Origin of the sequence: Sulfurospirillum cavolei, assembly GCF_001548055.1 — a bacterium.
Lineage (GTDB): Bacteria > Campylobacterota > Campylobacteria > Campylobacterales > Sulfurospirillaceae > Sulfurospirillum.
Genome location: NZ_AP014724.1, coordinates 137095 through 162737, shown reverse-complemented (window position 1 = coordinate 162737; position 25643 = coordinate 137095). Strand labels below are relative to the sequence as shown.

30 protein-coding genes are annotated in these 25643 nt (G+C 44.4%); 22 read left to right on the top strand and 8 right to left on the bottom strand.

Annotated elements, in window-relative coordinates; translation table 11 throughout:
• Positions 1-62 precede the first annotated feature (62 nt).
• Both UCH003_RS00865 and UCH003_RS00860 read right to left on the bottom strand, forming a co-directional pair.
• Positions 63-818 carry a winged helix-turn-helix domain-containing protein gene (locus UCH003_RS00865; protein WP_082709117.1) on the bottom strand — a complete coding sequence of 252 codons (756 nt, stop codon included), beginning with the start codon at positions 816-818 and terminating at the stop codon, positions 63-65.
• Between the two features lie 100 nt (positions 819-918).
• Entirely contained in the window at positions 919-1494 is a 576-nt protein-coding gene (locus UCH003_RS00860) for a hypothetical protein (RefSeq protein ID WP_060825047.1), read from the bottom strand.
• Positions 1495-1631: 137 nt separating this feature from the next.
• Between UCH003_RS00860 and UCH003_RS00855 the strand changes: the two genes are divergently transcribed.
• From UCH003_RS00855 to UCH003_RS00820, 8 genes are all read left to right on the top strand, one after another.
• On the top strand, positions 1632-1928 hold the full coding sequence (locus UCH003_RS00855) for a c-type cytochrome (RefSeq protein WP_025346110.1): 297 nt from the start codon (positions 1632-1634) through the stop codon (positions 1926-1928).
• An 83-nt stretch (positions 1929-2011) separates the two neighbouring features.
• Positions 2012-2671, top strand: coding sequence for a Crp/Fnr family transcriptional regulator (locus UCH003_RS00850; protein ID WP_060825046.1), 660 nt, complete (start codon positions 2012-2014; stop codon positions 2669-2671).
• 68 nt (positions 2672-2739) lie between these two features.
• Positions 2740-4014, top strand: coding sequence for a TolC family protein (locus UCH003_RS00845; protein ID WP_060825045.1), 1275 nt, complete (start codon positions 2740-2742; stop codon positions 4012-4014).
• A gap of 14 nt (positions 4015-4028) precedes the next feature.
• The gene (locus tag UCH003_RS00840) at positions 4029-5159 is read left to right on the top strand and encodes an efflux RND transporter periplasmic adaptor subunit (RefSeq protein ID WP_060825044.1); all 1131 of its coding nucleotides are present in this window, start codon (positions 4029-4031) and stop codon (positions 5157-5159) included.
• Entirely contained in the window at positions 5156-6292 is a 1137-nt protein-coding gene (locus UCH003_RS00835) for an ABC transporter permease (RefSeq protein ID WP_060825043.1), read from the top strand. The genes UCH003_RS00840 and UCH003_RS00835 overlap by 4 nt, the downstream gene beginning before the upstream one ends.
• 1 nt (position 6293) lies before the next feature.
• On the top strand, positions 6294-6998 hold the full coding sequence (locus UCH003_RS00830; RefSeq protein ID WP_060825042.1) for an ABC transporter ATP-binding protein: 705 nt from the start codon (positions 6294-6296) through the stop codon (positions 6996-6998).
• Between the two features lie 169 nt (positions 6999-7167).
• Positions 7168-7557: a hypothetical protein gene (locus tag UCH003_RS00825; protein WP_060825041.1), complete on the top strand. Its 390-nt coding sequence runs from the start codon at positions 7168-7170 to the stop codon at positions 7555-7557.
• The gene (locus UCH003_RS00820) at positions 7547-7801 is read left to right on the top strand and encodes a DTW domain-containing protein (protein ID WP_082709114.1); all 255 of its coding nucleotides are present in this window, start codon (positions 7547-7549) and stop codon (positions 7799-7801) included. Before UCH003_RS00825 ends, UCH003_RS00820 begins: the two co-directional genes overlap by 11 nt.
• Positions 7802-7826: 25 nt before the next feature.
• Here UCH003_RS00820 and UCH003_RS00815 read toward each other — a convergent pair whose 3' ends face one another.
• A complete protein-coding gene (locus tag UCH003_RS00815; protein ID WP_060825039.1) occupies positions 7827-8324 on the bottom strand; it encodes a hypothetical protein in 498 nt (165 codons plus the stop codon).
• A 161-nt stretch (positions 8325-8485) separates the two neighbouring features.
• Here UCH003_RS00815 and UCH003_RS00810 point away from each other — a divergent pair, with 161 nt between their 5' ends.
• Positions 8486-9100 (top strand): TetR/AcrR family transcriptional regulator, encoded by a 615-nt coding sequence (locus UCH003_RS00810; RefSeq protein ID WP_060825038.1) that lies wholly within the window; start codon positions 8486-8488, stop codon positions 9098-9100.
• On the top strand, positions 9097-10806 hold the full coding sequence (locus UCH003_RS00805) for a thiamine pyrophosphate-binding protein (RefSeq protein ID WP_060825037.1): 1710 nt from the start codon (positions 9097-9099) through the stop codon (positions 10804-10806). The genes UCH003_RS00810 and UCH003_RS00805 overlap by 4 nt, the downstream gene beginning before the upstream one ends.
• 4 nt (positions 10807-10810) lie before the next feature.
• On the opposite strand, the gene UCH003_RS00800 is transcribed toward UCH003_RS00805, so the two are convergent.
• On the bottom strand, positions 10811-11440 hold the full coding sequence (locus UCH003_RS00800) for a LysE family translocator (RefSeq protein ID WP_144440964.1): 630 nt from the start codon (positions 11438-11440) through the stop codon (positions 10811-10813).
• 120 nt (positions 11441-11560) lie between these two features.
• On the opposite strand from UCH003_RS00800, the gene UCH003_RS00795 reads away from it, so the two are divergent.
• The 3 genes from UCH003_RS00795 (at position 11561) to UCH003_RS00785 (ending at position 13161) form a co-directional block, all read left to right on the top strand.
• Complete coding sequence (locus tag UCH003_RS00795) at positions 11561-12007, top strand: YccF domain-containing protein (RefSeq protein ID WP_060825036.1); 447 nt, start codon at positions 11561-11563, stop codon at positions 12005-12007.
• A 99-nt stretch (positions 12008-12106) separates the two neighbouring features.
• Complete coding sequence (locus UCH003_RS00790) at positions 12107-12610, top strand: NADPH-dependent FMN reductase (protein WP_060825035.1); 504 nt, start codon at positions 12107-12109, stop codon at positions 12608-12610.
• A 95-nt stretch (positions 12611-12705) separates the two neighbouring features.
• The gene (locus tag UCH003_RS00785; RefSeq protein ID WP_060825034.1) at positions 12706-13161 is read left to right on the top strand and encodes a hypothetical protein; all 456 of its coding nucleotides are present in this window, start codon (positions 12706-12708) and stop codon (positions 13159-13161) included.
• A 69-nt stretch (positions 13162-13230) separates the two neighbouring features.
• Here the strand turns inward: UCH003_RS00785 and UCH003_RS00780 are convergent, their stop codons facing one another.
• Genes UCH003_RS00780 through UCH003_RS00765 form a run of 4 tightly spaced genes read right to left on the bottom strand, consistent with a single transcriptional unit; the run spans position 13231 to position 18858 of the window.
• The gene (locus UCH003_RS00780; protein WP_060825033.1) at positions 13231-16308 is read right to left on the bottom strand and encodes an efflux RND transporter permease subunit; all 3078 of its coding nucleotides are present in this window, start codon (positions 16306-16308) and stop codon (positions 13231-13233) included.
• Positions 16305-17291 (bottom strand): efflux RND transporter periplasmic adaptor subunit, encoded by a 987-nt coding sequence (locus tag UCH003_RS00775; RefSeq protein WP_060825032.1) that lies wholly within the window; start codon positions 17289-17291, stop codon positions 16305-16307. The genes UCH003_RS00780 and UCH003_RS00775 overlap by 4 nt, the downstream gene beginning before the upstream one ends.
• Positions 17288-18472: a TolC family protein gene (locus tag UCH003_RS00770; RefSeq protein ID WP_060825031.1), complete on the bottom strand. Its 1185-nt coding sequence runs from the start codon at positions 18470-18472 to the stop codon at positions 17288-17290. Before UCH003_RS00770 ends, UCH003_RS00775 begins: the two co-directional genes overlap by 4 nt.
• Positions 18472-18858 (bottom strand): FixH family protein, encoded by a 387-nt coding sequence (locus tag UCH003_RS00765; protein WP_060825030.1) that lies wholly within the window; start codon positions 18856-18858, stop codon positions 18472-18474. The genes UCH003_RS00770 and UCH003_RS00765 overlap by 1 nt, the downstream gene beginning before the upstream one ends.
• A 79-nt stretch (positions 18859-18937) precedes the next feature.
• Between UCH003_RS00765 and UCH003_RS00760 the strand changes: the two genes are divergently transcribed.
• From UCH003_RS00760 to UCH003_RS00720, 9 genes are all read left to right on the top strand, one after another.
• Positions 18938-19600: a response regulator transcription factor gene (locus tag UCH003_RS00760; protein WP_060826903.1), complete on the top strand. Its 663-nt coding sequence runs from the start codon at positions 18938-18940 to the stop codon at positions 19598-19600.
• Positions 19581-20756 carry a sensor histidine kinase gene (locus tag UCH003_RS00755; protein WP_060825029.1) on the top strand — a complete coding sequence of 392 codons (1176 nt, stop codon included), beginning with the start codon at positions 19581-19583 and terminating at the stop codon, positions 20754-20756. The genes UCH003_RS00760 and UCH003_RS00755 overlap by 20 nt, the downstream gene beginning before the upstream one ends.
• Before the next feature lie 136 nt (positions 20757-20892).
• Complete coding sequence (locus UCH003_RS00750; protein WP_060825028.1) at positions 20893-21117, top strand: DUF2061 domain-containing protein; 225 nt, start codon at positions 20893-20895, stop codon at positions 21115-21117.
• Complete coding sequence (locus tag UCH003_RS00745; protein ID WP_060825027.1) at positions 21114-21809, top strand: phosphoadenylyl-sulfate reductase; 696 nt, start codon at positions 21114-21116, stop codon at positions 21807-21809. The genes UCH003_RS00750 and UCH003_RS00745 overlap by 4 nt, the downstream gene beginning before the upstream one ends.
• 3 nt (positions 21810-21812) lie before the next feature.
• A complete protein-coding gene (gene cysD / locus UCH003_RS00740) occupies positions 21813-22691 on the top strand; it encodes a sulfate adenylyltransferase subunit CysD (protein ID WP_060825026.1) in 879 nt (292 codons plus the stop codon).
• On the top strand, positions 22691-24064 hold the full coding sequence (locus UCH003_RS00735; RefSeq protein WP_060825025.1) for a sulfate adenylyltransferase subunit 1: 1374 nt from the start codon (positions 22691-22693) through the stop codon (positions 24062-24064). The genes cysD and UCH003_RS00735 overlap by 1 nt, the downstream gene beginning before the upstream one ends.
• Before the next feature lie 131 nt (positions 24065-24195).
• The gene (gene thiS / locus UCH003_RS00730) at positions 24196-24402 is read left to right on the top strand and encodes a sulfur carrier protein ThiS (RefSeq protein WP_060825024.1); all 207 of its coding nucleotides are present in this window, start codon (positions 24196-24198) and stop codon (positions 24400-24402) included.
• Positions 24399-25205, top strand: a complete 807-nt coding sequence (locus UCH003_RS00725) for a HesA/MoeB/ThiF family protein (RefSeq protein WP_060825023.1) — start codon at positions 24399-24401, stop codon at positions 25203-25205. Before thiS ends, UCH003_RS00725 begins: the two co-directional genes overlap by 4 nt.
• Positions 25202-25603: a M67 family metallopeptidase gene (locus UCH003_RS00720; protein WP_060825022.1), complete on the top strand. Its 402-nt coding sequence runs from the start codon at positions 25202-25204 to the stop codon at positions 25601-25603. Before UCH003_RS00725 ends, UCH003_RS00720 begins: the two co-directional genes overlap by 4 nt.
• Positions 25604-25643: the final 40 nt, after the last annotated feature.

Sequence of the window (25643 nt, the reverse complement as noted above, 5' to 3'; positions counted from 1 at the left end):
TTGACATGTCAAAAAGACTCAAAGTGCAAAAACGTAACTTTGAGTCTTTTGAAAGCCAAGCCTTACAAAAGCGAGAGTCCGTACTCGCCTAAAGGTAGTAATGGCAAGCAAAATTTCACAAGATCAACTCCGCCGCCTTCGTCTACCTCTTCTTCGATTTTAGTTTTGACGATTTTATAGCCCTCGCCTTTGACCGTTTCGATCAGATGAAGCGGCAGAAGTTTGGCACGCAATTGTCGAACAAGAGATCGCACTCTTTCTTGGCTGATGACTTCGTTATGATACACGTAGCATTCGATTTCGTCGAACGTAACGACATGCGGTGATTTGGCAAGAAGGTACTTGAGAAACAGTGCCTCTTTTTTGCCTAAAAAAATCTTCTCCTCGTGGAACAGGAATAAAGCGTTTTTAAAATCAAAACAGACGTCTTTCGTAAAACAAAACACGTCATCGTTCCAAATATGACACAACTTATAAATACGAAACGCGATCTCGTCAAAAGCAAAATCTTTGACGATAAGATCGCCGTAAGAGAGATAATAAAGCGTCTTCATAATGGTAGGATCGGTCTCTTTTTCCAAAATCAATAAGATAGGCGCTTCGTTGCCCGCTTGCCTGATAAATTTCATAATCGAAGGATCGGTAGGATTTTTAAGGTTCAGAATAAACAAAGAGTAACTTAAGAGATCAAACCCTTCTTTGAAAATATCTTCCTCTTGATATATCTTTTTTATGCTCATTTTCAGACGCAATCGATTCATAAAAATATCAATGCTATTTGCCAATACTCGATCCGGTTCAAGAAAAAGAACTTTCATTTTTCTCCTTTCACAGTAAGTGTATTTTGATGCACGGCACGTTCATGATGATGCCAAGGAGTACGAAAGTATATCATACTCCTTGTGTAAAAATATTATTTTAGAACTTATACGACAGGTAAAAACGGGCGTACGTAAAGCTGTCTTCGCCCGGAACGTCATACGTGCCGTATCCTGCCCAAAGGCGCGTCGAAAGTCCTTTGAGTGCTCCGCTGAAGGCGTACGTCAAATCGATATTGACTTCGTCGGCATCGTCAAGGTACATACGATTGCCTACCCTGCCCGACGTTGCAATCGTTCCGGTCGTACCGCTGTTCATATACCCTTTTTCGCTTTGGGTATAGTGCGCAAACTTGAGTCCCGAGTTAAAGCCGGCAATACCGAAACCGTAAAGTGCTTCGATCGAATAAGCGTCGACACCCGCAAAAATAGCGTTATTGGTTAACATGTCGGTATACGCGATCGTATCGGGAACATGTCCGAAGGTTCCGGGGAAATTGGCTTCATCGTCCATCGTCGTATAGGCAAGATTGAACTTCACGCCGCTGAGTGCCGTTGAGACTTTAAATCCGTACAACGTCGCATCGTCGTTACCCGCAACGCTCGGGGTATCGTAGTGCGCGCCGGCGTACGTCATCGCTAAAGAGAGCGGAAAATCGATCGGAAGTTTATTCACATAAGCTTAGTGTACAAAGGTTATGCTTAAAGAGATGCTCTGTCGCAAAACTCTTGGTAGCACTCTTGACATCTGTCAAGGACATAATTTTCTATTTATTATATATTTTTAAAAGTTCATCCAAAAAGGGAAACATTATGAAAAAAGTTCTTTTAGGTTTACTCCTCGCTTCTGTTTCAACTCTATTTGCGGCAGACGGTGCTGAAATTTATAAAGCAAAGTGTCTCTCCTGTCACGGGGATAAAGCATCTAAAGCAGCACTCAACAAATCTCAAATTATTGCGGGATGGGATGCAGAAAAAATCATCGCTTCTGTCAATGGTTATAAAAATGGCGAAGGTGGCGCAATGAAAGGCGTTATGAAACCTATCGCTTCAGGTCTCAGTGATGATGATTTAAAAGCAGTTGCTGCAACCATCGCTTCTTACAAATAGTCGCTTGACGGATAAGGGAGAAGTAGATTTTACTTCTTCTTATCTGCGCAGATTCACTGATTGTTTCTCGACAAAAACCTACAATGATTTGTATTGAAAATCTTCCTTATTTCTCGCATCTCAATCGCACTGAACTTGAAAAAATAAAAAAATGTTGCACGCTTAAAAAATATACCTCTGATGATATACTTTTTTACGAAGGCGAAACACCACAGTATCTTTACATTCTTTTAAAAGGTACGCTTAAAGTGTATCAAACAACCGCCAAAGCAAATCATATTTTCATTCTTTTTTTGACACAACCGGGTGAAATCATCGGAGATTACGCTTTGTATGCCAAGAGTCCTTATCCTAACACTGCACAATTTGTCACCGAAGGAGAAGTGCTTAAGATAAATTTTTTCCCTATCCAAAAAGAGATGTTCAACAATGCTATTTTAAACTTCCATATCATCCAATCTCTCACAAAAAAACAAAGAGTTTTTTTAAATGTCATCCATAATGAAATTAGTACCAATACAGAAGCGGAAGTTGCAAAATTTTTACTCGATAACGAACCCCTTGTTCAAACACTTAAACAAATCGAAATAGCTTCCATCCTCAATACAACGCCTGAAACACTCTCGCGCATGCTTTCAAAATTCAAATCTTTAGGATTGATTCATATTGACACCAAGCACATCATCACTTTACAAAAAAAAGAAGCTCTTCAAACCTATTATCATACCATTATGCAAAATTGATTCATATCAAGTCAAGGACACATGGTATGGTGTACAATGCCTTAGAGTAAATGAGAGGAGCGCTTATCATGACACTACTGCGAACCGTTGTTGTAATTCTTTTGGCACTGCAAACACTGTTTGGGAAAACACTTTCATTGCAAGAAGCGATTGACGCTACGCTTTTAACGCATCCCGATGCTAAGCTTGCACTGTATCAATTAAACATGGCGTATGAAACGCTTGGCATCACCAAAGCAGCCACCTATCCTGAGCTCAGCGTAAATGCAGAATATTATCCCACCAAAACGCTCGTTTCGCAAAACAATGGCAACTTTGTAACCAGAGATCATTTTGCAACGCATTTAGATGTGACGATGACCTATACGTTGTGGGATTTTGGGCGTACGCAAAAACGCATTGATGCGGCACAGCAAGATGCAGAGTCTGCTTTAGCGCTGAATGAAAACGCCAAAGCATTGCTCGGTGAAAAAGTCTGGCAAGCGTACTATTCGCTGGCATACCTTCAACGCGTCAACACGGCCAATGCCCTCTCTCTGGCCTTTTACCAAGCACTGTACGATCAATCCCGTCAAATGAAAAATGTGGGACTCAAAACCGAAGCCGATAGTGAACGCTTTTATGCTTCCGTACTGGACGCCAAAGATTTACTGGAAACCAGCCGCAATGAAGAGCGTAAATATACCCATTTACTGAGCATGCTCACCGGCTTTTTAGAACAAGACATTTGTATTGAAGATGATTTTACAGCACTTTCGCACACCACTTTACCCTCTTTTCCTGATGCACAATGGCGAAAAATGCTCAAAGAGTATAATGCTGAACTTGAAGCCTTAGGCGCTAAAATCAAGCAAAGTCAATCCCTCTATGAATCATCAAAAGCAGAACATTATGGAACCATCCTTTCCGCGGGTTCTTTAGGAAGTGATACATCCATCTCCTCTTATTCAAGCAATCAAATTGGCATTAAAGCCTCCATTCCTCTTTTAACCGGCGGGAGGATTTCCCATCAAATCGAAAAAGATAGAGTCGGTATTTTAGTGGCTGAAGAAACATTGCGAGCGCGTGAATTAACGCTTTGGCAAGAGTTATATGAAGCCATTTTAGATACAAAGCGCTTAGACACAACCATTGAAGCCAAACAAATGGCAGCACAGGCACTTTCCAAAACGGTCGCCATTACCAAAGGGCGTTACAAAGAGGGATTGGCCACGTACATTGAAGTGCTCGAAGCCCAACGCGCCTATGACAATGCCACGGTTGCTCAAAGTGCAGCCATGTTGCAAAAAATAGCCTCTTTAGCCCATATTAAAAGACTTATTCCCAAAGGAGCTTCGCTATGAACAGGGCGTCTGTTATGAAAAATACATTGATTTTAGTGGCGATAATGGCGATCGGAAGCTTTTTTTATTTTAAAGTGTATCTACCCAAAATCACCTTTGCTTCGATCTCGCCCATAGTTCAAGATGTCAATGAAACGGCATTTGGAGTCGGAACGATTGAAGCGAAAGAGACGATTGTATTAGCGCCTAAAACAACGGCTAAAGTGCTATCACTTTCTGCGGATCAAGGCGAAATCGTTGTGAAAGGAAAAGTTCTTGCGGTAATGGATCCCTCTGATCTGCTTGCGTCCAAGGAAGAAGCCTTGATGGCAATGAAAAAAAGCCAGATGTCACTGCTTTCTCAACAAAGTCTCCTAAAAGATTTGGAAGCCAAATATACGCTAGCGCATACAACGCTGATACGCTATCAGCACCTCATTTCAGAAGGTTTTGTAGCACAAGCTGAGTTAGATACAGCGTTTTCAGCCGAACAAAGCGCCAAAGCTCAAATGGAAAATGCAACGTGGCAAGTAAACCTTATGCAAGCCGATATCGCGCGCAATGAAGCTCTGGTGAAAAACAGCAACGCTAAAATTGAAGATCTGACGCTCAAAGCCCCTGAGACGATGGTCGTTCTTTCGCGTGATGCTGAAGTGGGTAGCACCGTTCTTTCGGGCGCACCTGTCTTTCGACTGATCAATCCAAACTCCATTTGGGTCAAAATCTATATCAATGAACGACAAAGCGGAACGTTACATGTAGGCCAGTCTGCGTCGATTATGTTGCGTTCACACCCTTCAACACCTTATCGCGGGCACATCGCTCGCATTGGGCTGGAGAGTGATCGAACCACGGAAGAGCGAGAGGTCGACATTGCATTTGATCAACCACAACAACCTCTTTACGTGGGAGAACGAGCGGAAGCGACGATTGAGCTGGCGCAACACACCCGTGTTTTAACGCTTCCCCTCTTAGCGCTTACAACACACCAAGGTGTCAAAGGCGTTTGGCTTGCCAACGAAGGACATGCGCATTTTAAACCGCTAAGTTTTCAGGCGGTTAGTGCCAATGGTCTCATCATTATCACCGAAGGCGTCACGGAGAAAGATACCATTCTTATCCCCGCGGGGCGCGACATGACTGAGGGTATGCGGATTCAATTATGATTAGTTTAGCACAAAGAGACATCGCCCATTCTCTGGGTAAATTTCTCACAACATCTGCGGGCATTGGAATGCTTTTAGGGGTTGTTTTAATTATGATTGGAGTTTATCGAGGATTGGTGGATGATGCCAATATTTTACTCAAAGACACCCAAGCCAAATTATGGATTGTGCAACAAGACACCTTAGGTCCTTTTGCTGAAAATTCGCGTCTGCATGAAGACGTCAAATACCAAATCAAAGCTTTTGAAGGCATCAAAGATGTCTCAGCCCTGACCTTTCAAAACCTTCAACTTTACCGCAACAATCAGCCCATACGGGTTTTTGCGATGGGGTACGACATTCATTCTTTTTACACGCCTCATCTCCTCATCGAAGGCAGACCGATTCTGGCGAATCATTTTGAAATGATTGTCGATCAAAAAACAGGATTTAAATTGCATGATGAAATTGTCATTGGACGAGATGTTTTCAACGTCGTCGGCATTACGAAAGACGCGGTCTCATCCAGCGGCGATTTGATGGTCTATTTTTCACTGCCTGACGCACAAAAACTTCAATTTTTATCGAGTAATGAACAAATTCGCAATGACCGTGCCAGAGGCATTAAAACAACCGACACAACAACCATTAATGCAATCATTGCAACCGTAGAAGCAGGTGCTGATCTTAAGACAATCGGGCAAGAAATCGAACGATGGAAACACGTCAAGGTCTTTACTCAAGAGGAACAATCCTCGCTCTTAACCAAAAATCTCATCGAGCGTTCCGCCAAACAGATCGGTATGTTTACCGTGATTTTATTGCTCGTAGCTTCCGTGATTATCTCACTCATTATTTATACGATGACTATGGGAAAAATCAAAGAAATCGCCATTTTGAAACTCATCGGCGCTTCCAATGGAGAGATTATCAAAATGATTGTGCAACAATCCGTTCTTTTAGGTATCTTATCGTTTATCGCCGGCATGCTCTTTTCCCACAGCTTAATGGACTTATTTCCCAAACGAACTATTTTGATAAGCACAGATGCGTTCAGCCTTTTGGTGATTGTCATTATTGTGAGTATCCTAGGTTCACTTGTTGGTGTGCGTTCAGCACTCAAAATCGATCCTGCTAGCGCTATAGGAGGGTAATATGCCATCATCACATCAAAGTGTCATTAAAGTGGAACAGCTTGCCAAAACCTATGGCAAAGGCGAAAATGCCGTTATGGCCATCAAAGAATGCTCATTTGAAATTTTCAAGGGAGAAACCGTTGCGCTTTTAGGACCAAGCGGGTCGGGAAAGACAACCCTTATCACCATGATAGGGTGCATCACGGAACCGACACAGGGAAAGTTATATCTGGATGGAGAACTCATTTTTGATCAACACTGGCGCATCAATGATACACGAAAATTACGACGTCAAAAAATCGGCTTTATCTTCCAATCGCACAATCTCATCCCCTTTTTAAACGTCGAAGAGAACATAACACTCGTTCCGCTGATGAATAATACCAATCCCAAAGAAGCAACGCTCAAAGCGAAAGAGCTGCTGGAGTATTTGGGGGTGGAAAACAAACTTGCCGCTATGCCCTCACAGCTTTCAGGCGGCCAAAGTCAACGTGTCGCCATCGCAAGATCGCTCGCCAATAATCCCAAAATCATCTTAGCCGATGAACCAACAGCCGCATTGGACGCAGAACGTGCCCTTTCCGTTATGCGTTTACTCAAAAAACTTGCCACCGAACAAGACGTTGCCATTTTGGTCGTCACGCATGATGAGCGTATGATTCCCTTGTTTGACAGAATTATTCGTGTAAATGATGGATATGTGAGCGAAGAGGCTAAATCGTGACGTTAGCGATGACACTTTAGCGAGTAGAAGAGCATGAAAAGAAGAGAGAAACATCTTTACATGTAAAAACTTTTCTGACACAAAACCTCCTGTTTTCGCTTCATTTTTGAACTTGTTTTATCAAAACGCATTTATTATAATAAAAATCTAAACGAAAGGAGAAAAAAGTATGCTTAAATTGTTGATGTCACTTTTAGTGGGATTTTTCTGCAATGTTCTTGCATTAGATTCTGTGAGTTCAATGCCCGCGGAGCAAAAAAATGTTATCGACTCCATTATTAAAGCGCTCAATCTACCGAGCAATGAAAGTACAAAAAAAATACTTTATGACAAGCTCAGTGACTTTTTTGTTCAAAATTGGTCTGCCCATTGGACGACAAACGCTACGGGAGAGACTTCGAAAATCAAAACTAGCGATACTCAAATTTGCGATGTCACGATCTACAATGACAATCGAGCCGTGAATTGTACGTTTGTCTATTTTAAAAAAGAGAAACAGCTCTTTGTGACCTTAAAACAATACGTCGAATCTGATTCAAGCACGGTAAATGATGCGTGAGAGCCAAAATTTACATGGGCTTTCGCACATCAGTTTTGATGCCGCGAAACGTTCGGAATTTAAGATCAAAGAGCAACCCTCGCCCTATTGTCTCTCGACGATCGAATCCGCGTTAAGGGTTTTGGAACTTTTGACGCAATGGCAAATCGAAACGATCACGCCCGCACAACGTGAAGCGTTTCTAACGCCTTTTCACGCGATGGTCGAGTATCAACTAAAGCGTATCGCGCACCTTCGTACCTGAAAAACGTAGCATAGCGATGTCTCGTTTAACGGTAGGCAAATTTGGCTTGGCTGGGCATCACGAAGAAAAAACCGACCGAAGCGATGATGAGGAGATTGACCAAGGTCGAAAAATCGAGCGTCAGCATAAAAACGACGAGCCCTACAATCGCGACGGCGTCAAAAATCGCCAAGTGCACGAACATCTGCGTCGTATAAGCTTTTCTAAAAAACGTCAATGCCGCTTCTTCACTCTCAAACGTTTGTGTTTTCATGGAAGCAACCAACGCTTTATAAACACGGTTGAAGTGTAACATACCGATTGCCAAAACCGTCACGGAAAGAGCATAAATCACCGTAAGCCACGTCAATCCTAAAAAGGCGGGCGCGTGCAAAACTTCAGGCATATAACGCGGCTTGTAGGCGGCGTACGCCATCAAAAAATAGCAAATCGCCCCGTAAACGAAAAGGGCATTTAACATCGTAAACCAAAGGATTTTTAACGTATTGAGTGCTTTTGCGTCTTGAAAACGGTGATCTTGCATAAAAACTCCTGTGAAATGGATCTGTCATTATACAGTAAGCTCGCCTGCTTGCGTGTGCAAATTCCATCGTTTTTAATCTTAAATTAATCGATTATGCTCTACTATTGCTTTAATTTTTTAACCGACCGGTTGGTTAAATATCGAGAGAAAAAGAGGGATCGATGAAAGAAGACACGAAAGAAAAAATCCTAACGACCGCCTACGCGCTTTTTGCGCTCAAAGGCTTCGAGTCGTGCAGTATGAACGATATCGCCAAAGAAGCTAACGTCAATAAAGCCTCGCTTTACTACCATTTTCCAAATAAAGAAGGGCTCTATGCAGAGGTTATTAAAGGCATTTTGAAAAATTTTTATGCGAGAGTCTCGAGTGCCGTCGACAAAGAGACGACGCCTCATGCTAAACTCTATGCGTTTATCTACGCTTTTGGAGAAAATTTTAAAAACAACCACCATATGGCACCTTTGATGTTGCGCGAATTAGCCTCAAACGGCGTCAATCTTTCTATGGACGTTAAAGCGATTTTACTGCGCAATATGACGCTGCTTCAGAGCATTTTAGAGCTCGGAAAGGCGCAAGGGATTTTTAAAGATCATCCCGTTTTTGTCATCTATTTGACGATCGTCGGAACGATGAACATGTACACGGCGACCTCCAAGTTACGCAAAAATATGCATGCACAAAGTTCCATCGATGGATTGGATTTGAACGCCAAAGAGGTTGCAAACGAAATTATGCAACTGCTTTTGGCAGGACTCGGTACCAAGGAGGTCTTATGAAAGGAGCGGACATCGTCGTTAAAAGTTTAGAAGACCTTGGCGTTCGCTACGTTTTCGGCTATACGGGAGCGGCGATTTTACCGGCTATCGACGCCATTGCACGTAGTAGCATTACGATGGTCGTCAACTCCAACGAACAATCGGCCGCTTTTAGCGCGGCGGGCTATTCGCGATCAAGCCGTTGCGTCGGTGTTGCGGTCGTCACCTCCGGTCCTGCGATTACCAATACCCTCACGGCGGTCGCCGACTCGTATGCCGACAGTATTCCGCTCATCGTTATCTCAGGGCAAGTGCCCGAGCATAAAATAGGTACGGACTCGTTTCAACATATCGACGTTGCCGCCGTTTTCGGAGCGACGGCGAAAAAAGTCATCGCTATCGATAAAATCGAACACATCGAACCTGCGATCAAAGATGCGTATTTCCTTGCATTATCGGGAAAGCCAGGTCCCATCGTCATCGACATACCCGTCAATCTTCTCCAAAACGACGCGACGTATCATGCGACGCCGATTGAAGCGCATCAAGCTGTTTATACGCACGAAGCGCACCTATCGGACACGCAATGCGAGAGCTTTTTTCGTTTACTCCAAGAGGCAAAACGTCCGCTTTTGTATTTGGGCGGTGGGCTGAATTCCAAGCAAGGAAGTGAAGCAATTCGAGCGTTTAATGCCCTCTTCAACCTTCCTTCGGTCAACACGCTGATGGCGAAAGGCGTCATCGACGAAAACGACGATTTATGTATGGGATTGCTCGGTATGTTCGGTACGCCTTATGCCAATACGATCATCCAATCCAACGATTTTTTCTTTGCTATCGGCGTGAGATGGGACGATCGAGTTGCCGATAAAGTCGGATTTGCCATCGATGCAAAAATTGCCTACATTGATATTAATGCGGAGAAAGTACGCCAAATACGCAATGAACGCCGTGTGGATTTCTCGTTTATCGGCGATGCGAGCATCGCTCTCAACGATTTGACGCGTTATGCCAAAACGCATGCCCTTACGCTTCATATTCAAGCGTGGCAAGACGAAGCCAAACGTCTCAAACGAGATCGTCCGCTCAATTACAAGAAACATGCCCCGCTTCTTCAGCAAGCCGAAGTAACGGAAATGCTCAATACCTTGATCGACGAAGAGACGATTATCACGACCGGCGTGGGCAATCACCAGCTTTTAGCGGCGCAATACCTCAAAATGAAAAACCCTAAACACTTTTTAACTTCGGGAAGCTTCGGTACAATGGGCTTTGCGATGCCAAATGCGATAGGTGCGCACTACGCCAACCCGCATGCTACCGTTTTGGTCATTGATGGAGACGGAAGCTTTAAAATGAATATGGCGGAACTCTACACCATCGGCTCAAGAGCCTTACCGATCAAGATTCTCCTGCTCAATAACCGAAGCGACGGTATGGTGTACAATCTGGAAAATGTTACATGTGAAGGGCGACACTTCGCCTCGCGAAGAATTTACGACGTCGATTTCTCTGCCCTTGCACGCTGTTGCAATTTTACGTACGCGCGGCGCATCGCTATACGTAGCGAACTTCTAACATCTCTTCGTACGTTTCTAGCGACTCCCGGTTCGGCTTTTTTGGAAGTTATAACCGACCAAGAAGAAGTCCTCTATCCGGTCGTTCGCCCCGGCACGTCGTACAAAGATATGGACGTAGGACCTTACATGCGATACGAAGACGCATAGCGACTTAACCAAACGCCAACCACACCCCAACACCGAGCATCAACGTGCCCGCAACGCGATTCATGAGCCGCACGTTGTTGCTCTTTTGCAAGAATTTGCGCATGGTAGAGCCACCACTCGCATAGATGATCAAACAGATAAATTCCAAGACCAAAATAATCGCTAAAAGCACCGACACTTGTGGAATGAGGGGTTTGGCTTGGTTGATAAACGGCGGTAAAAGTGCGATGAAAAACGCCCAGCCTTTGGGGTTGGCGATAGCGGTGATAAAACCTTGCGTCGCAAGCGAAAAAGCGGAAATGCTCGGCGTACAGTGCATCTCCGTGAGTGCCATCTTACCGCGATTGAGCCAGAGTTGTACACCCAAATAGCCAAGGTAAAGCCCGCCCGCGTACTTAAAAATCGTAAAAATATCAGGATGGTTGATCATGATCGCCGCCACGCCGATAACCGAAGAGAGTGCTACGATCGCCACGCCGATGAGTTCACCCGCCATCATGTAAAACGTGCGCTTAAGACCGATGCTCATGCCAAGGCTCATCGCAAGCGTCATGCACATCCCAGGCGTGATCGAGACAAAAAAGAAGGTGGGAAGAAAAAGTGCCATAATCGAAAAATCAACTGCGAAAATCACGTAAAATCCTTTAATCAAAAGGGCATTATACCCCAGATCGACGCGAAAAAACGTTTAAAAAACGTACCGACATGTTAGGTTTGAGTTTTGCTACAATACGCAAAAACAAAAGGCAATCCTATGCGACTTTTAGGCAATATCATCTGGTTTTTATTCGGCGGCGTTTTTATGGGACTGGCATGGTGTTTTTTCGGACTTTTCGCACTTGTGAGCATTGTGGGTATACCGTGGGCGAAAGCCTGCTTCGTCATCGCTCAGTTTACCTTTTTCCCTTTCGGCAAAGAGGCGATCAGCCGTAAAACGCTCCATCAAAAAGAGGATATCGGAACCGGAACGTGGGGGCTTATCGGCAATGTACTTTGGTTCATTTTTGCGGGTTTTTGGCTGGCTATCGGTCACATCATGTCCGCGTTTGCGTGTGCGATTACGATCATCGGCATTCCTTTTGCCATCCAACATGTAAAGCTTGCAATCATCTCGTTAGCACCCATCGGTATGAGCGTCATCGATACACAAACGGCGGAAATCCTTCGTCAAAGAGACGTCAATGAAAGGCAAAGCCGCTAAAAGAAACCTTTAAAAAAACGATTACGCACAAAGTTTAGTTGCGCCATGACCTAGCGGGAGTACAATGTACGTATTCTATTTTACGAAGAAGGATTGAACATGTATACCATTTTAGTCGCAAGTTTAAATGAAAATATGAACTTAGCACGCAAAATCCGACAAACGCTAGAAACGATGCACCTCAAAAGCGAGATCATTAACGTGGTCGATTTGAACGTGACGATGTACGACACCGACAAAGAAGCCGCACAGGGGATTCCAAGTGCCGTCCTTACCCTATCCGAGACAATGAAAAAAGCGACCGGCTACATCATCGTCGCACCCGAATACAACTACTCCATCCCGCCCGTTTTAACCAACATCGTCGCATGGCTCTCTAGAAGCGGCGAGAGTTTTCGCGAACTCTTTGCGCTCAAATACGTTCAACTCGCCACACATTCGGGAAGCGGCGGTAACGACGTGTGCAACGCGATGCGCACGCAATTTTCCAAACTCGGCGCCATCGTAGCCCCCAGAGAGATCATTGCCACCTACGACAAACCCATCGAAGAGGAAAGCTTGAGAAGAATTTTAAGCCAATTTGTGGGGATTTCACAGAGGTAAGGGTGGTTTTTGTTCGTTGGAAGAAAGGAATAAATCTTAAACATACAAAAATTTAAACATGCTTTTTTTATTCTTTATCTAAGGAGTAAATTTAGATGAAAAATTTAGTAGTCGTTATATTATGCCTCATAGGATCTATCATTATCGTTAGGTTAGACAACTTTGGAAAAGATTCTATTGGATTATTGACATTATTAATCATAGATATTTTTATAGCCTTTATAACTTTTCTCATTGCAAAATACAAACCAAAAGTTTGCAAATACACCTTTACTATTATTCTTGCGATTAATTTTCTGCTTTTTTTTAATGCCATTGGATGGAATGAAGGTAATATGCAAGGGTCTCATTACTATGTGCCATTTTTAAAAAATGTGACTGATGTACTTTACGCATTAATGCTTTTTTCAGCTTTTTTACTAATGATCCCAATCATTATTTATGTCGTTTTTCTCTATAGTGTTGCACAACTTTTTTGTAAAAATAAAACTGTAAAGAAATTAGATACATTGGCAGAATACTTTAAGCGGAAAGAAGAACAAAAGCAATAGAAAATATAAAAGTTTATCTTTGAACTAATTCTTTACATGTAAGGAAAAATCCTTACATGTAAACCCCTTTCACTCCTCGATTTTCTGCATCTTATAATACAAAACGGGAATCACCAAAAGCGTGAGTATCGCCGAACTGACCACGCCGCCGATCATCGGGGCGGCGATGCGTTGCATGACTTCGCTTCCAACACCATCCAGCCACATAATGGGTAAAAGTCCTCCAAGGATGGCGAAAACGGTCATTAGTTTCGGGCGTACCCTTAAAACAGCACCTTCAAAGATGGCTTCTTGAATGTTTTTTGCCGTTCTTTCTTTTACATGTAACATCGCTTCTTCAAGGTAGATGATCATCACGATTGCCGTTTCCACCGCGATGCCAATGAGCGCTAAAAAGCCTACGATGACGGCAATGGAGAGGTTAAAGTTTAGGTAGTCCACATACAAAAACCCACCCACCGCCGCGAGTGGCAAGGTCAAAAAGACCAAAAGCGCGTTTTTAAACGAACCAAGCCCTAAGTAGATGAGCATAAATGTGATGAGCAGTGTCAAAGGAAGAATGAACTGCAAACGCTCCATCGCACTCTCTAGGTACTCGCTCTCGCCTGCCCAACCGATGTAAAAACCTGTTGGAAGCTCCACACTCTCTTTTAAGAGCTTACTGGCTTCATCTTTATAGGTTTTGGACGAAAAACCCTCTTGAAGCGTGATGTAGATGTAGTTGACCTTTTTGCCCATTTCGGACTTGAGCTCACTCGCCCCCACATCGTAACTAAGCTCTACAAAATGCCCTAAGCGTTGGAAACCATACGCTGTTTTAATGGTCAAATCGCTGATGGCATTCAGGTCTTTACGACTCTGCTCTTCCAGCCTTAGCGTGATCGCATAACGCTCAATGCCTTGGTAAAACGTGCTCATCTTTGAGCCGCCGATGGCGTTGTCGACAAAATTTAGAATTTCCTCTTTCGTAAGACCGTACGCGGCAATGTTTTCAGGTTTCAGCGTTAAATTCAAGTAGTAACCACTGTTGGCTTTGTCGGCAAAAACGCTTTTCGTTCCCGCATAGTTCGCCAACACACTAGCGATCTTGTTCGCACTCTCTTCTAAGGCTTGGTCATTATCGCCGTAGAGTTTGATGCCAAGCGGTGTGCGTATGCCTGTGATGAGCATGTCGATGCGCCCGCGGATCGGATACGTCCATGAGTTGGTCAGCCCTCGCAGTTGCAGTGCTTCATTCATCTCGTCTCGAAGCTTTTCGTACGTCATACCCGCCCTCCACTGCTCTTTGGGCTTAAGCTGTATGATCGTCTCGATCATCGAAAGCGGCGCAGGGTCTGTCGCACTCTCGGCGCGCCCTGATTTGGCAAAGGTACTCTCCACCTCTGGAAAACTTTTGATAATCGCATTGCTTTGTTGTGCGTACTCTTTGGCAAGCTCAACGCTGATGCCAAAAGGAGTGACCGGCATATACATAAATGTCTGCTCGTTGAGTGGGGGCATAAACTCCCAACGCTGTTTGGTGTAGGTGTGATAACCCAGCACCAAAAAGCCAACAAACGCCACTATCGCCACGTACCAAAAACGCATGTGCAGTTTTAAAAGCGGTGCGTACAGCCAGATAAACAGACGATTGAGCGGATTTTTATGCTCTTCAAGGATTTTTCCTTTGACAAAAAAGAGCATCAAAAGCGGAACCAAGGTGATGGAAAGCACCGCACCGATGAGCATCGCAAAGGTTTTCGTGTACGCCAACGGTTTAAAAAGCGCTCCTTCTTGACCACTCAGAGCAAAGATGGGCAAGAAACTCACCACGATAAGCAAAAGTGCAAAAAAGATCGGGCGACCCACTTGCTTCGACGAAGCGATGATGATAGCTTTACGCTCCGCCTCATCGTTGATCTCGCCGTGCGAGAGTTTTTTATGGACATTTTCGATCATCACAATGCACGCATCGACCATCGCACCAATGGCAATGGCAATGCCACCCAAACTCATAATGTTTGACTCCAGCCCAAAAAGCTTCATACACAAAAAGGTCAAAGCAATGGTAAGGGGCAGAACAATGATGGCGACCAGTGCGCTTCTAAAGTGCAATAAGAAAAGCATCACCACCGCCAAAACCACGATGCTCTCCTCAAAAAGGGCACGTTTGAGGTTGTTGATCGCTTTGGTGATGAGATCGCTCCTGTCGTACGTCGTGACCACTTCCACATCGTTTACATGTAACGAAGCGAGCTTCTCTTTGACCGCTTGAATGACCTTGTACGCGTTCTCTTTGTAACGCACGACGACGACACCGCCGACCACTTCACCCTCGCCGTTGAGTTCTGCCATGCCGCTGCGATAAGTTGGAACTACACGCACATCGGCGATGTCGGAGAGTTTGAGTGGAATGCCATTCACCGTTTTGATGGTAATGCCTGCTATCTCGTCCAATGAGCGTGCAAAACCACGGGCTTGAACGATCTGCTCAAAGCCGTTTTCAAGCACCACGCGCCCGCCGAGGTCATTGTTGTTTTTAGACAGTGCGTTCATCAGATCGTCAATGCTCAGGTCGTACTTGTAAAGCGCTTCTTGACGCAAGGTGACTTCATAGTCTTTGACATATCCGCCCACACTCGCCACTTCACTCACGCCCTCAACGCCTAAAAGCGCGTAGCGGTAAAGGTAGTCTTGAATGCTTCGTAGATCATCTAGACTTCTGTTTTTAGACGTAAGCGCATACTCAAACGCCCACCCAATGCCCGTCGCATCAGGACCTAGCTTGATGGTCGCGTTTTTAGGGGCATTTTTGGAGACATTTTGGATGACTTCATTGACCCGATCCCGAGCCCAGTAAAGGTCGGTTCCCTCTTCAAAGATGATGTAAACGATGGCATTTTCATACGAGGTAAACGCGCGCACCGTTTTGGTTTTGGCAGTCGCCAAAAGAGCATTGGTCAGCTCATAAATGATCTGATCTTCGATGATTTTGGGGGATTGCCCCAAATACTTGACGTTGACGATGACTTGCGGTGGTGTGAGGTCTGGCAAGGCATCGAGTGGGGTTTGTTTGATCGCCCAAAACGACACAAATGCGGCAATGAGCAAAGCGATCAGTAAAAGCGCTTTGTTTTTGACGCTTTTTTCAATGATAGACTCTATCATTGCATTGCTCCACCGTTGTTTTGCGCGTCGGCATCAAACATGAAAAGCGCGTTGGCAACTACCACATCGCCCTCTTTGAGTCCTGAGAGAATCTCAAAAGTGTCATTGTTCAGCCGTTTGGCTTCGATCTCTCTAGGCTCATACTCGCCTTCAAATTCGCCTTTGACAAATACACTCGTCTTAGCCCCTTTGGTCATCACCGCACTTTTTGGAAGGGCTAGGTACTCGCGCTTGGCGGTTCCAAAACGTGCTTTAGCAAACGCGTTTTCGTAGATTTCAAGCTCTTTATTCTCTATCACCAAACGCACATCCACGCTTTTGGTTTGCGGATCAACCTTAGGGTAGATAAAATCGATTTTGGCTTTATAAGGCTTGGAGCTCATATCAAAAAATATGTCCGCATTTTGTGCACGTTTGACGAATTCTAGGTCTTTTTCATAGACTTTGACGATGAGCCATAAGCTCGTATAGTCGCTGATCTCGTAAAGTTTCATTCCTTTGGGAACGAACGCGCCTTGATTGACTGCTTTTTGGGTGACGATGCCGCTATAAGGCGAAACGATGGTGATGGACTCAGGCACATTTTTATCTGCCATAATCTTCGAGATGGTTTTTTCATCGACCCCTAAGAGCTTAAGCTTTTGCGCGATGCTTTGTACCATGCTCTCACTTTTGATGCGTCCAGCGTTTACAAGCTCCAACTCCGCGGTGTAAATCTCTTGCGAATAGAGCTTCGCAAGCGGTTCGCCTTTCTTTACATGTAAAAAGTTTTTGTTCACATAGAGTTGCTCAATAAACGCGTCATAACGAAGCGCGATCTCTTTCACACTCTCTTCATTGGCTTTGGTGTAGCCGTAAAACTCTTTCGCGGAGCCTTCAAGGACTTTTTTCACTTCGACGGTTTTGACATTGAAAGCCTGCTTGGCGCTTAGCGGCGCGCTTAAACACAAAAGTGCGGTTAAAAAAAGAGTGGTCAATTTCATAGCGGCTCTCCTAAAAGCGTGTAGATTTTGATGATAGACTCGTTATACGCGAAGCTATAAGCGTTGATCTGTTTTTGCGCTTCAAGCATCTGAGTGAGGACATTTAAAAGGCTCAAAAGTGCGTCGTTTTGAGACAGTGCGGTGCTTTGAAGCACTTCGTACATCTTCTCGTTTTCATGCAACACCTCTTTGGCAAGCGAGAGTTTGTCGTACTGAAGCTCTTTGTTCAAAAGCTCGTCTTTTAGCTCAAATAGCAGCTGTTTGTGCGTGTTAAGCACACTTTGCTCCGAAGCAGAATGCGTGAGTGTGGCTTTTTGAATGGAAGCGTTCTCTTTGCCATAAATCGGAAGCGGTATGGAAAACCCGATAAACGCATAGTCATCTCTGCTTTCACGTCGGTTGTAGCCCAAAGTTACCGTGACATCAGGCGTTTTATTTGCTTTTTCATAGCGTAGATTGAGTAACTCTTTCGCACTTTGCAACGTCTGTATCTGAAGCTTTGGCGTCTTTTCCAAAAGTTTCTCTTCATCGCTCAGCGTGTAAGGCAACAAGCCCTCATTTCCGCTCATTTTTGGCACAGGAACGATGATGATGCTCTCTAACTTTCGCTCTATGGACGATTTGTCACGAAGCAATGTCTTTTTCTCGATGGCTAGATTTTTTTGCAAAATCGTATTGTTCAGCGTATCGACATAGTGCGCGGCTGTGGTATTGTAAGCAAGGTGGGCGTTTTTGAGATCTTCCAAGATTTTCTCATACTTTGCAACTAATGCTAAGTCTTGGTTGATACGAATGTAGTTTTGCTCCAATACACCGATCTCTTGTTGCATCTCCAGTTTTTTGGCTTTGAGTTCTAGCTTTTTGATCGCCACATCTTGCATGGCAATCGACTCTTTGATGTCGAGCTTTCCACCCGTTGGAATCTTCTGAGAAAGAGAGATCGCCTCATTTTGGGCATCTTTATTTCGAACAAGCGGCTCATTTAAAAAGATGTCGTTGACCCCAAGAGAGAGCATAGGGTTTTCCCAAATCTTGCTTAGATCAACCTCATATTCTAGCGCGCTCACCTCATCTTCAAGGGCTTTGAGCTCATGGTTGTGACTAAAGGCTAACGAAGTCAGCTCACTCTGCGCCAAAGCGTAGCCCGCAAGGGCTACGAGCGTTAAAATGACGCGTTTCATTAGAGGTTAACGCTTGATTTTAAGCGTTGTTTTTTGCCATCAGCGGTTTCGATGACAATGCTAAGCTGCCACGTTCCGTTCATTGAAAAGACCACATGCGCCATATACGCACCATTCATAAACATCGCCTCAGAACTTTGCTCCATCGCTGGCATACCCGGCATCGCTGGCATCGAAGCGGTAACGCTTACTTTCGCATCTTTGATCTCTTTGCCGTTCTCTTTGACTTTGATGTTGATCATATTCATGCCCTGCGTTAGAGGCTTCTCACTGCTGTACTCCACTTCCAATGGACCTGCCATACCCTTTTTAGACAACGCTTCAGCGGCAAATGCCCCGCTTAGTCCTAACAACACCGCAAAAATCGCTACGAATAGCTTTTTCATTCATACTCCTTGTGAAATAATGCAAGCAGTATAAAAAGTGTGTGTGGAATATTTGTGGAATGCGTGTATAATGCTTCTTATGAAAATCTTACTCTTAGAAGATGACCCCGTTCTTAGCGAAATTATCGAAGAGTTCTTGTGTGAACATGGTTTACATGTAAAACTCTTTTTTGATGGCAAAGAGGCACTTCATGCCATTTTTGAGGACAAGTTTGACCTCTTGCTTCTTGACATCAACGTCCCAAGCCTGAACGGTTTTGAGCTTCTAAGCGAGATCAAAAACGCCCACATTAGCACGCCTGTCATCTTCATAACCTCACTTGACCAGATCAGCGATGTGAAAAAAGGCTTTGCTTTGGGTGCGGAGGATTACCTCAAAAAACCGTTTGACCTTGAAGAGCTTTTAGTGCGCATTGAGCGTACGAAAAAACTGCACAATATCGATACAAACGAGCGCATCACACTTACCCCTGAGCTTTTTTTTGACTCTGCTAATTACGAGATTATCACGCCTGAGACAGCGTATAAACTTCGCAAAAAAGAGGCGCAACTTTTGGAGTATTTTTTACACAACAAAAACCGTGTGCTCAGTTTTGAAGAGATCATCGAAGAGGTGTGGCGCTTTGAAGAAGTGCCGACGTATGCGACGGTGCGTACTTACATCAAAAACCTGCGCAGTTACGGGCTTGAAGCGTTGATTGAGAACACAAAAGGGGTCGGGTATGTCTTTAAGTCACTATGAAAAACGCTCCCTCATTCGTTTTTTACTCATTTACCTGCTCTCCATCTACACGTTTATCTTCATCTTAGCGGGTATGTTTTACACCATTGAGATGAAAAATATGCGTGAAAATGACGCGCTTAAAATGCGTGCTACCGCCTCTTCTATCTCGCACAAAATCATCTCCGCGCACATGATGGAAGACAACACGCTTGAGAGCTGTTTTAATCAAAAGCCCATCGAACAGTGCTTTAGCATCGATGAAGGCTACCAAGTAGCGCTCTTTGGAGCAAAGCACAAACCTTTACATGTAACCTTCAATGACGATGTCGATTTTTCGCAAAAATTTTACCTCAAAGATGACAGTTTTTTTTATGTGGACGGTAGCGCAGAACACCATCTTGGCGTCCATGACATTGTCATCAAAAAAGCTCACGTCTCGGGTGTTATCAGCGCGATCAAGCAAGAGGTTGTGCTTTACCTTCTTTTGAGCCTTGCCTTTGCAACACTCTTAGGCTACGTGCTCGCCAAACAGTTTCTTAAGCCCATCAAAGCGGAGATCGAAACGCTCGACACCTTCATCAAAGACTCAACGCATGAGCTTAACACACCCATTACGGCGATTTTGATGAGCATTAGCACGCTCAAAAACGTGGACGAAAAGAAGCGCAAACGCATTGAAATGAGTGCCAAACGCATCGCAACCTTGTACGGAAATCTCAGCTACATGCTTCTTCACGACAAACAAAACGAGGAAAAAAGCGATGTCGATGTGAAAAAACTAATCGTTGAACGCCTCGAATACTTTGCGGATTTAATGTCGAGCAAACAGATCAACTTAACGCTCAAATTGGAAGAGAAAACGTTACATGTAAACGAAGAGAGCCTGAGTAAACTCATCGACAACCTACTTTCAAATGCCATCAAATACAATCGCTTTGAGGGGAGCATCGAAGTGACGCTTGACTCTGAAAAATTACGTGTCAAAGACAATGGCATCGGCATCGAAAGCTCAAAACTAGGCGACATCACCAAGCGTTATAAACGCGCTAACAGCGATAAAGGCGGCTTTGGCATCGGTTTGGACATCGTGAATACCATCTGCAAAACCAATGGTTTCAGGCTTGAAATCAGCTCCACCAAAGGCGAAGGTTCAACGTTTAGCATCTCTTTTTAAACTATTTTTTTCGTCACTTATGGTTTAGATATGTATAAAAAATTTTGCTCTGATTTTAATCTTGACTTTTTTAATAATATTACTTGACATTATTTAAAAAACCCGATATTATTCTGAAAATTTAAAAGGAGTCGACATGGTAGAACATAAAAAAAGAAGTGTTGCAAAAGCAATCTCGTGGAGAACACTTGGCACTGTTGATACCATGTTAATTAGTTTTATCGTCACGGGAAGTCCGCTTGCGGCTGTCTCTATCGGTGGATTTGAGCTCATCACTAAAACCTTGCTTTATTATTTTCATGAGCGGGCATGGAACAAGATCAATTTTGGTCGCCAAAAAGAGTTGGAGTATCAGATATGAGCCTCGCATACGAAACAAAAATCGCAGAGTCTATTCATCTTTTGCAAGAACTCATCGGTGGCAAATCGCTCAAGGTGACGTTGGCGTTTAGTCATCAAAACGAAGATGCCATCAACATCGCTTTGGCACAAAAAGCAGGCATCGATTTTGATGTCTTTACACTTGAAACGCATAAGCTTTTTGATGAATCCATCGCCTATGAAAAAGAGGTCGAAGCTTTTTTTGGCATCACGATCAAACGCTTTAGTGCCAACGATGAAGCGATCAAAGCCTTGGAAGACAAAGTCGGCGAGTACGGCATCTTCGATGATATTAAGCTACGCAAAGAGTGTTGCCATGTACGCAAGCTGATTCCTTTGGCGCAGGCACTTGATGGGTATGACGGTTGGATCAGCGGAATTCGCATCGCGCAGTCTGTGACAAGGAGCGAAACAAAATTAGTTGAGTTTGACGGAAAATTTGAACTTTTAAAATTCAACCCACTTGCGCACTTTAGCGATGAAGAGGTGGAACGTTACATGCGCGAAAGCGCGATTCCAAGCAATGCCTTGTACGCCAAAGGCTTTAAAAGTATTGGCTGTAAGCCCTGCACACGCGCCATAAAAGAGGGCGAAGATATACGAGCAGGCAGATGGTGGTGGGAAAACCCTGAACACAAAGAGTGCGGATTGCATCTGCATAAGGAGAAGTAACTAATGGATCATTTAGACAGACTCGAAGCTCAGAGTATTTACATTTTGCGAGAAGCTTACCGTAGCTTCCCAAATCTTGCCATGCTTTGGAGCATCGGAAAAGATAGCACGGTACTCTTGTGGCTCACACGAAAAGCATTTTTTTCCCATGTACCTTACCCATTGGTACATATTGATACAGCGTTTAAAATTCCAGAGATGATTCGCTACCGCGATGAAATAGCGATTCAATGGGACTTAAACCTGGTGGTTGGACAAAACAAAGAAGCGCTAGCCAAGGGTGAAACGTTTGTCAATGGACTGGACAGGCTTAGTTGTTGTAAAAAGCTTAAAAGCGACGCACTCAAGTACACACTTGATGGTACATGGGCGCGCCGCAAATGGAACCCTTACAAAAAAGTCTGGGAAGATGAGTTAAACGGAGCCCCTTACACGGGTGTTATCGTAGGCGTAAGAGCGGATGAAGAGGGAAGCCGCTCCAAAGAGCGCGTCTTTTCAGCGCGTGATGAAAAGAGCGAATGGGATGCCAGTACGCAACCGCCAGAGCTGTGGAACCAGTACAAAACGGACTTTGCCCCAGGAACGCATGTGCGCATTCACCCGCTTTTGGAGTGGACGGAGCTCAATATTTGGGAGTACATTGAGCGGGAGAACATTCCTATCATCAATCTCTATTTTAACCAAGGAAATGGCAAACGTTACCGCTCTTTGGGATGTTATCCGTGTACGGCGCCTGTCGATTCGGAAGCGAAAAATCCTCAAGAGATCATCACAGAGCTGACCTCTGGGAAGTTCAAAGACATCGCGGAACGCTCAGGTCGCGCTCAAGATAAAGACGGCGGCGGAACGTTAGAGGCACTAAGAAAAGAAGGATACATGTAATGCAAAGACTCAATATTGTCATCACAGGGCACGTCGATCACGGTAAAAGTACGCTCATCGGGCGTCTACTTGCCGACACTGACTCATTGCCACAAGGAAAACTAGAGAGTGTGAAAAAGATGTGCGAAAACAATGCACGTCCTTTTGAGTACGCCTTCTTGCTTGACGCACTTGCCGATGAGCAAAAGCAAGGCATTACCATTGACAGCGCGCGTGTCTTTTTCCAGAGTAAAAAACGTGAGTACATCATTATCGATGCACCCGGTCACATCGAATTTTTGAAAAACATGATCAGTGGGGCGTCACGTGCTGAGGCGGCACTTTTGCTTATCGACGCGAAAGAGGGTGTAGCCGAAAACTCCAAACGTCACGGTATGTTGCTTTCCCTTTTGGGCATCAAACAAGTCGCGATCGTGGTCAATAAAATGGACTTGGTGAACTTTAGCGAAGTCGCTTTTAATAAGCTCAGAATCGAGTACAGCGAATACCTCGCAACGCTGGGCGTGAAAGCCGATGTGTTTATCCCTATCAGCGCGCGTGAGGGTGTGAACCTCATCGAGCATTCCACACAGACAGCGTGGTACAAAGGACCAACCGTTTTAGAGGTTTTGGATAGTTTCACCAGTGTGGAAGAAAAAGCGAACGAAGACTTTAGAATGCCTCTGCAAGACGTGTACAAATTTACACGCGACAACGATGACCGACGCATTTATGCGGGAACGGTGACGAGCGGCGAGTTACATGTAAACGATGAAGTCATCTTTTACCCCTCTTTGAAACGTTCACGTGTCGCGAGTATCGAGAGTTTTAACACGCCTGTGAAAAGCAGTGTCAAAGAGAGCGAAGCCGTTGGCTTTACGCTTCAAACGCAAATTTACGTGCGCAACGGCGAAGTGGTCGCACGTGCCGATCAAAGTGCGCCAAAGGTGAGTAATCGTTTTGAAGCCAATCTTTTTTGGTTGGGCGCAAAACCTTTGGAGCTCGATAAACCGTATAAAATCAAGATCGGCTCAGCGCAAAGCACGATCTATCTTGAAGAGATCAAACGTGTCATCGATGGCGATACCCTAGATCGTGCCGATGAACCAAGTGTGGGACGTCACGAAGCAGCGTGCGTGGTTTTTAGAGTGCATGATCTTTTAGCGATGGAGCTTTTCGCGGAGAACCAAAAACTCGGTCGTTTTGTCATCGTCGATGAGTTTGACATCGCAGGAGGTGGTATCATCACCGAAGTGTTGGAGCAGTACACCAACCGTCGCACGAAATCTTTACATGTAAATGATGTTTTAGTCGACAAAGCAAGTAGCAATGCGGAATTTGAAGAAGAGCTTTTTGCGCTTTTAAGAAAACATTTTCCCCATCAGTTCCATTAAAGGCGAGTCCTAATAAGAACTCTTAACACGCTTTGAGGGCAAAGCTCTCAAAGCTACGTTAACACTGGGTTTTCCTCGGCGGAATGCCCGCGCACCCTTGGTGCTTTTAAATTTGATATAAAAGGACAACTATGAAATTAACCATTAACGGCGATGTAAAAGAGATTAAGGACGGTATCGTTCTTTCAGAATTGTTGGTCATTGAAGATGTGGAGCAACCTGACATGGTTTCGGTACAACTTAACGACGAGTTTTTAACCAAAGACACCTATGCAACAACAACGCTTAAAGAAGGCGATGAAATCAACTTTTTATACTTTATGGGAGGTGGCGCGTGAGAGATTTTAGCGATGAGGAATTAGAGCGTTATTCACGCCATATCATCCTCCAAGATGTAGGTATTGAGGGTCAAGAGAAGATCGCAAATTCTAAAGTTTTGGTCATCGGAGCGGGCGGACTTGGTTCTCCCGTAGCCCTTTACTTAGCCGCGGCGGGTGTGGGTGAGATCGGGATTGTGGATGGCGATGTGGTCGATCTTTCAAACCTTCAACGTCAAGTTATTCACACAACAGTAGATGTAAACGTACCCAAAGTGCTCTCAGCCAAAGCGAAGATGGAAGCGATCAACCCCAATGTCAAAGTGACCGTCTATCAAAAATTTTTAGACGCGTCGAACATCTTGGACATCGTGAAAGGCTATGACTTTGTCATCGATGGAACAGACAATTTCTCGTCCAAATTTCTCATCAACGACGCGTGTGTTTTAGCCAATGTTCCCTACTCTCACGGTGGTATTTTGCGTTTTGGTGGACAAACAATGACGATCAAACCCAATGAGAGCGCATGTTACGCGTGTGTGTTTGACAGCCCACCTCCAGCAAACGCTATCCCGACCTGCTCAAGTGCGGGCATTTTAGGTGCGGTTGCGGGTATGCTTGGAACCATTCAAGCCGCGGAAGCGCTCAAATACATCGTAGGAGTAGGTGAGCCACTCTACAACAGACTCTTAACCTTTGATGCGAAAAGCATGAACTTTAGAAATGTCAATTTCAAGAAAAATCCTAAATGCCGTGTATGCGGAGGGGAAGGCATCAAAGAGATACGAGATTATGAAGCGGTTGTGTGTGAGGCAAAGCTATGATTAAAATTCCTCAAAGTGTGTACGATGAGATCGTCGCACACGCCTTAAAAGATACACCCATTGAAGCGTGCGGTTATCTTGCGGGGATCAATGGCGAAGTGAAGTATGCCATCCCTATGAAAAACAGGGACGCAAGCAACGAGCACTTCAGCTTTGATCCGCAAGAGCAGTTTGACGCGTTTAAAAAGACGCAAAAAGAGGGTCTTAGACTGATTTCGGTGTACCATTCGCACCCCGAAACACCCGCACGCCCAAGTGAAGAAGATATTCGTTTGGCGTATGACCCAAATGTTAGCTATATCATCGTCTCACTCGCAGGTGAAACGCCTGATATGAAGTCATTTATCATTAAAAATAAAACGGTTGAAAAAGAAGAAATTGAAATAATAAAAGATTGATTAATGAAAACGCGTCTATAAAACGCGAAGAAACAACCTG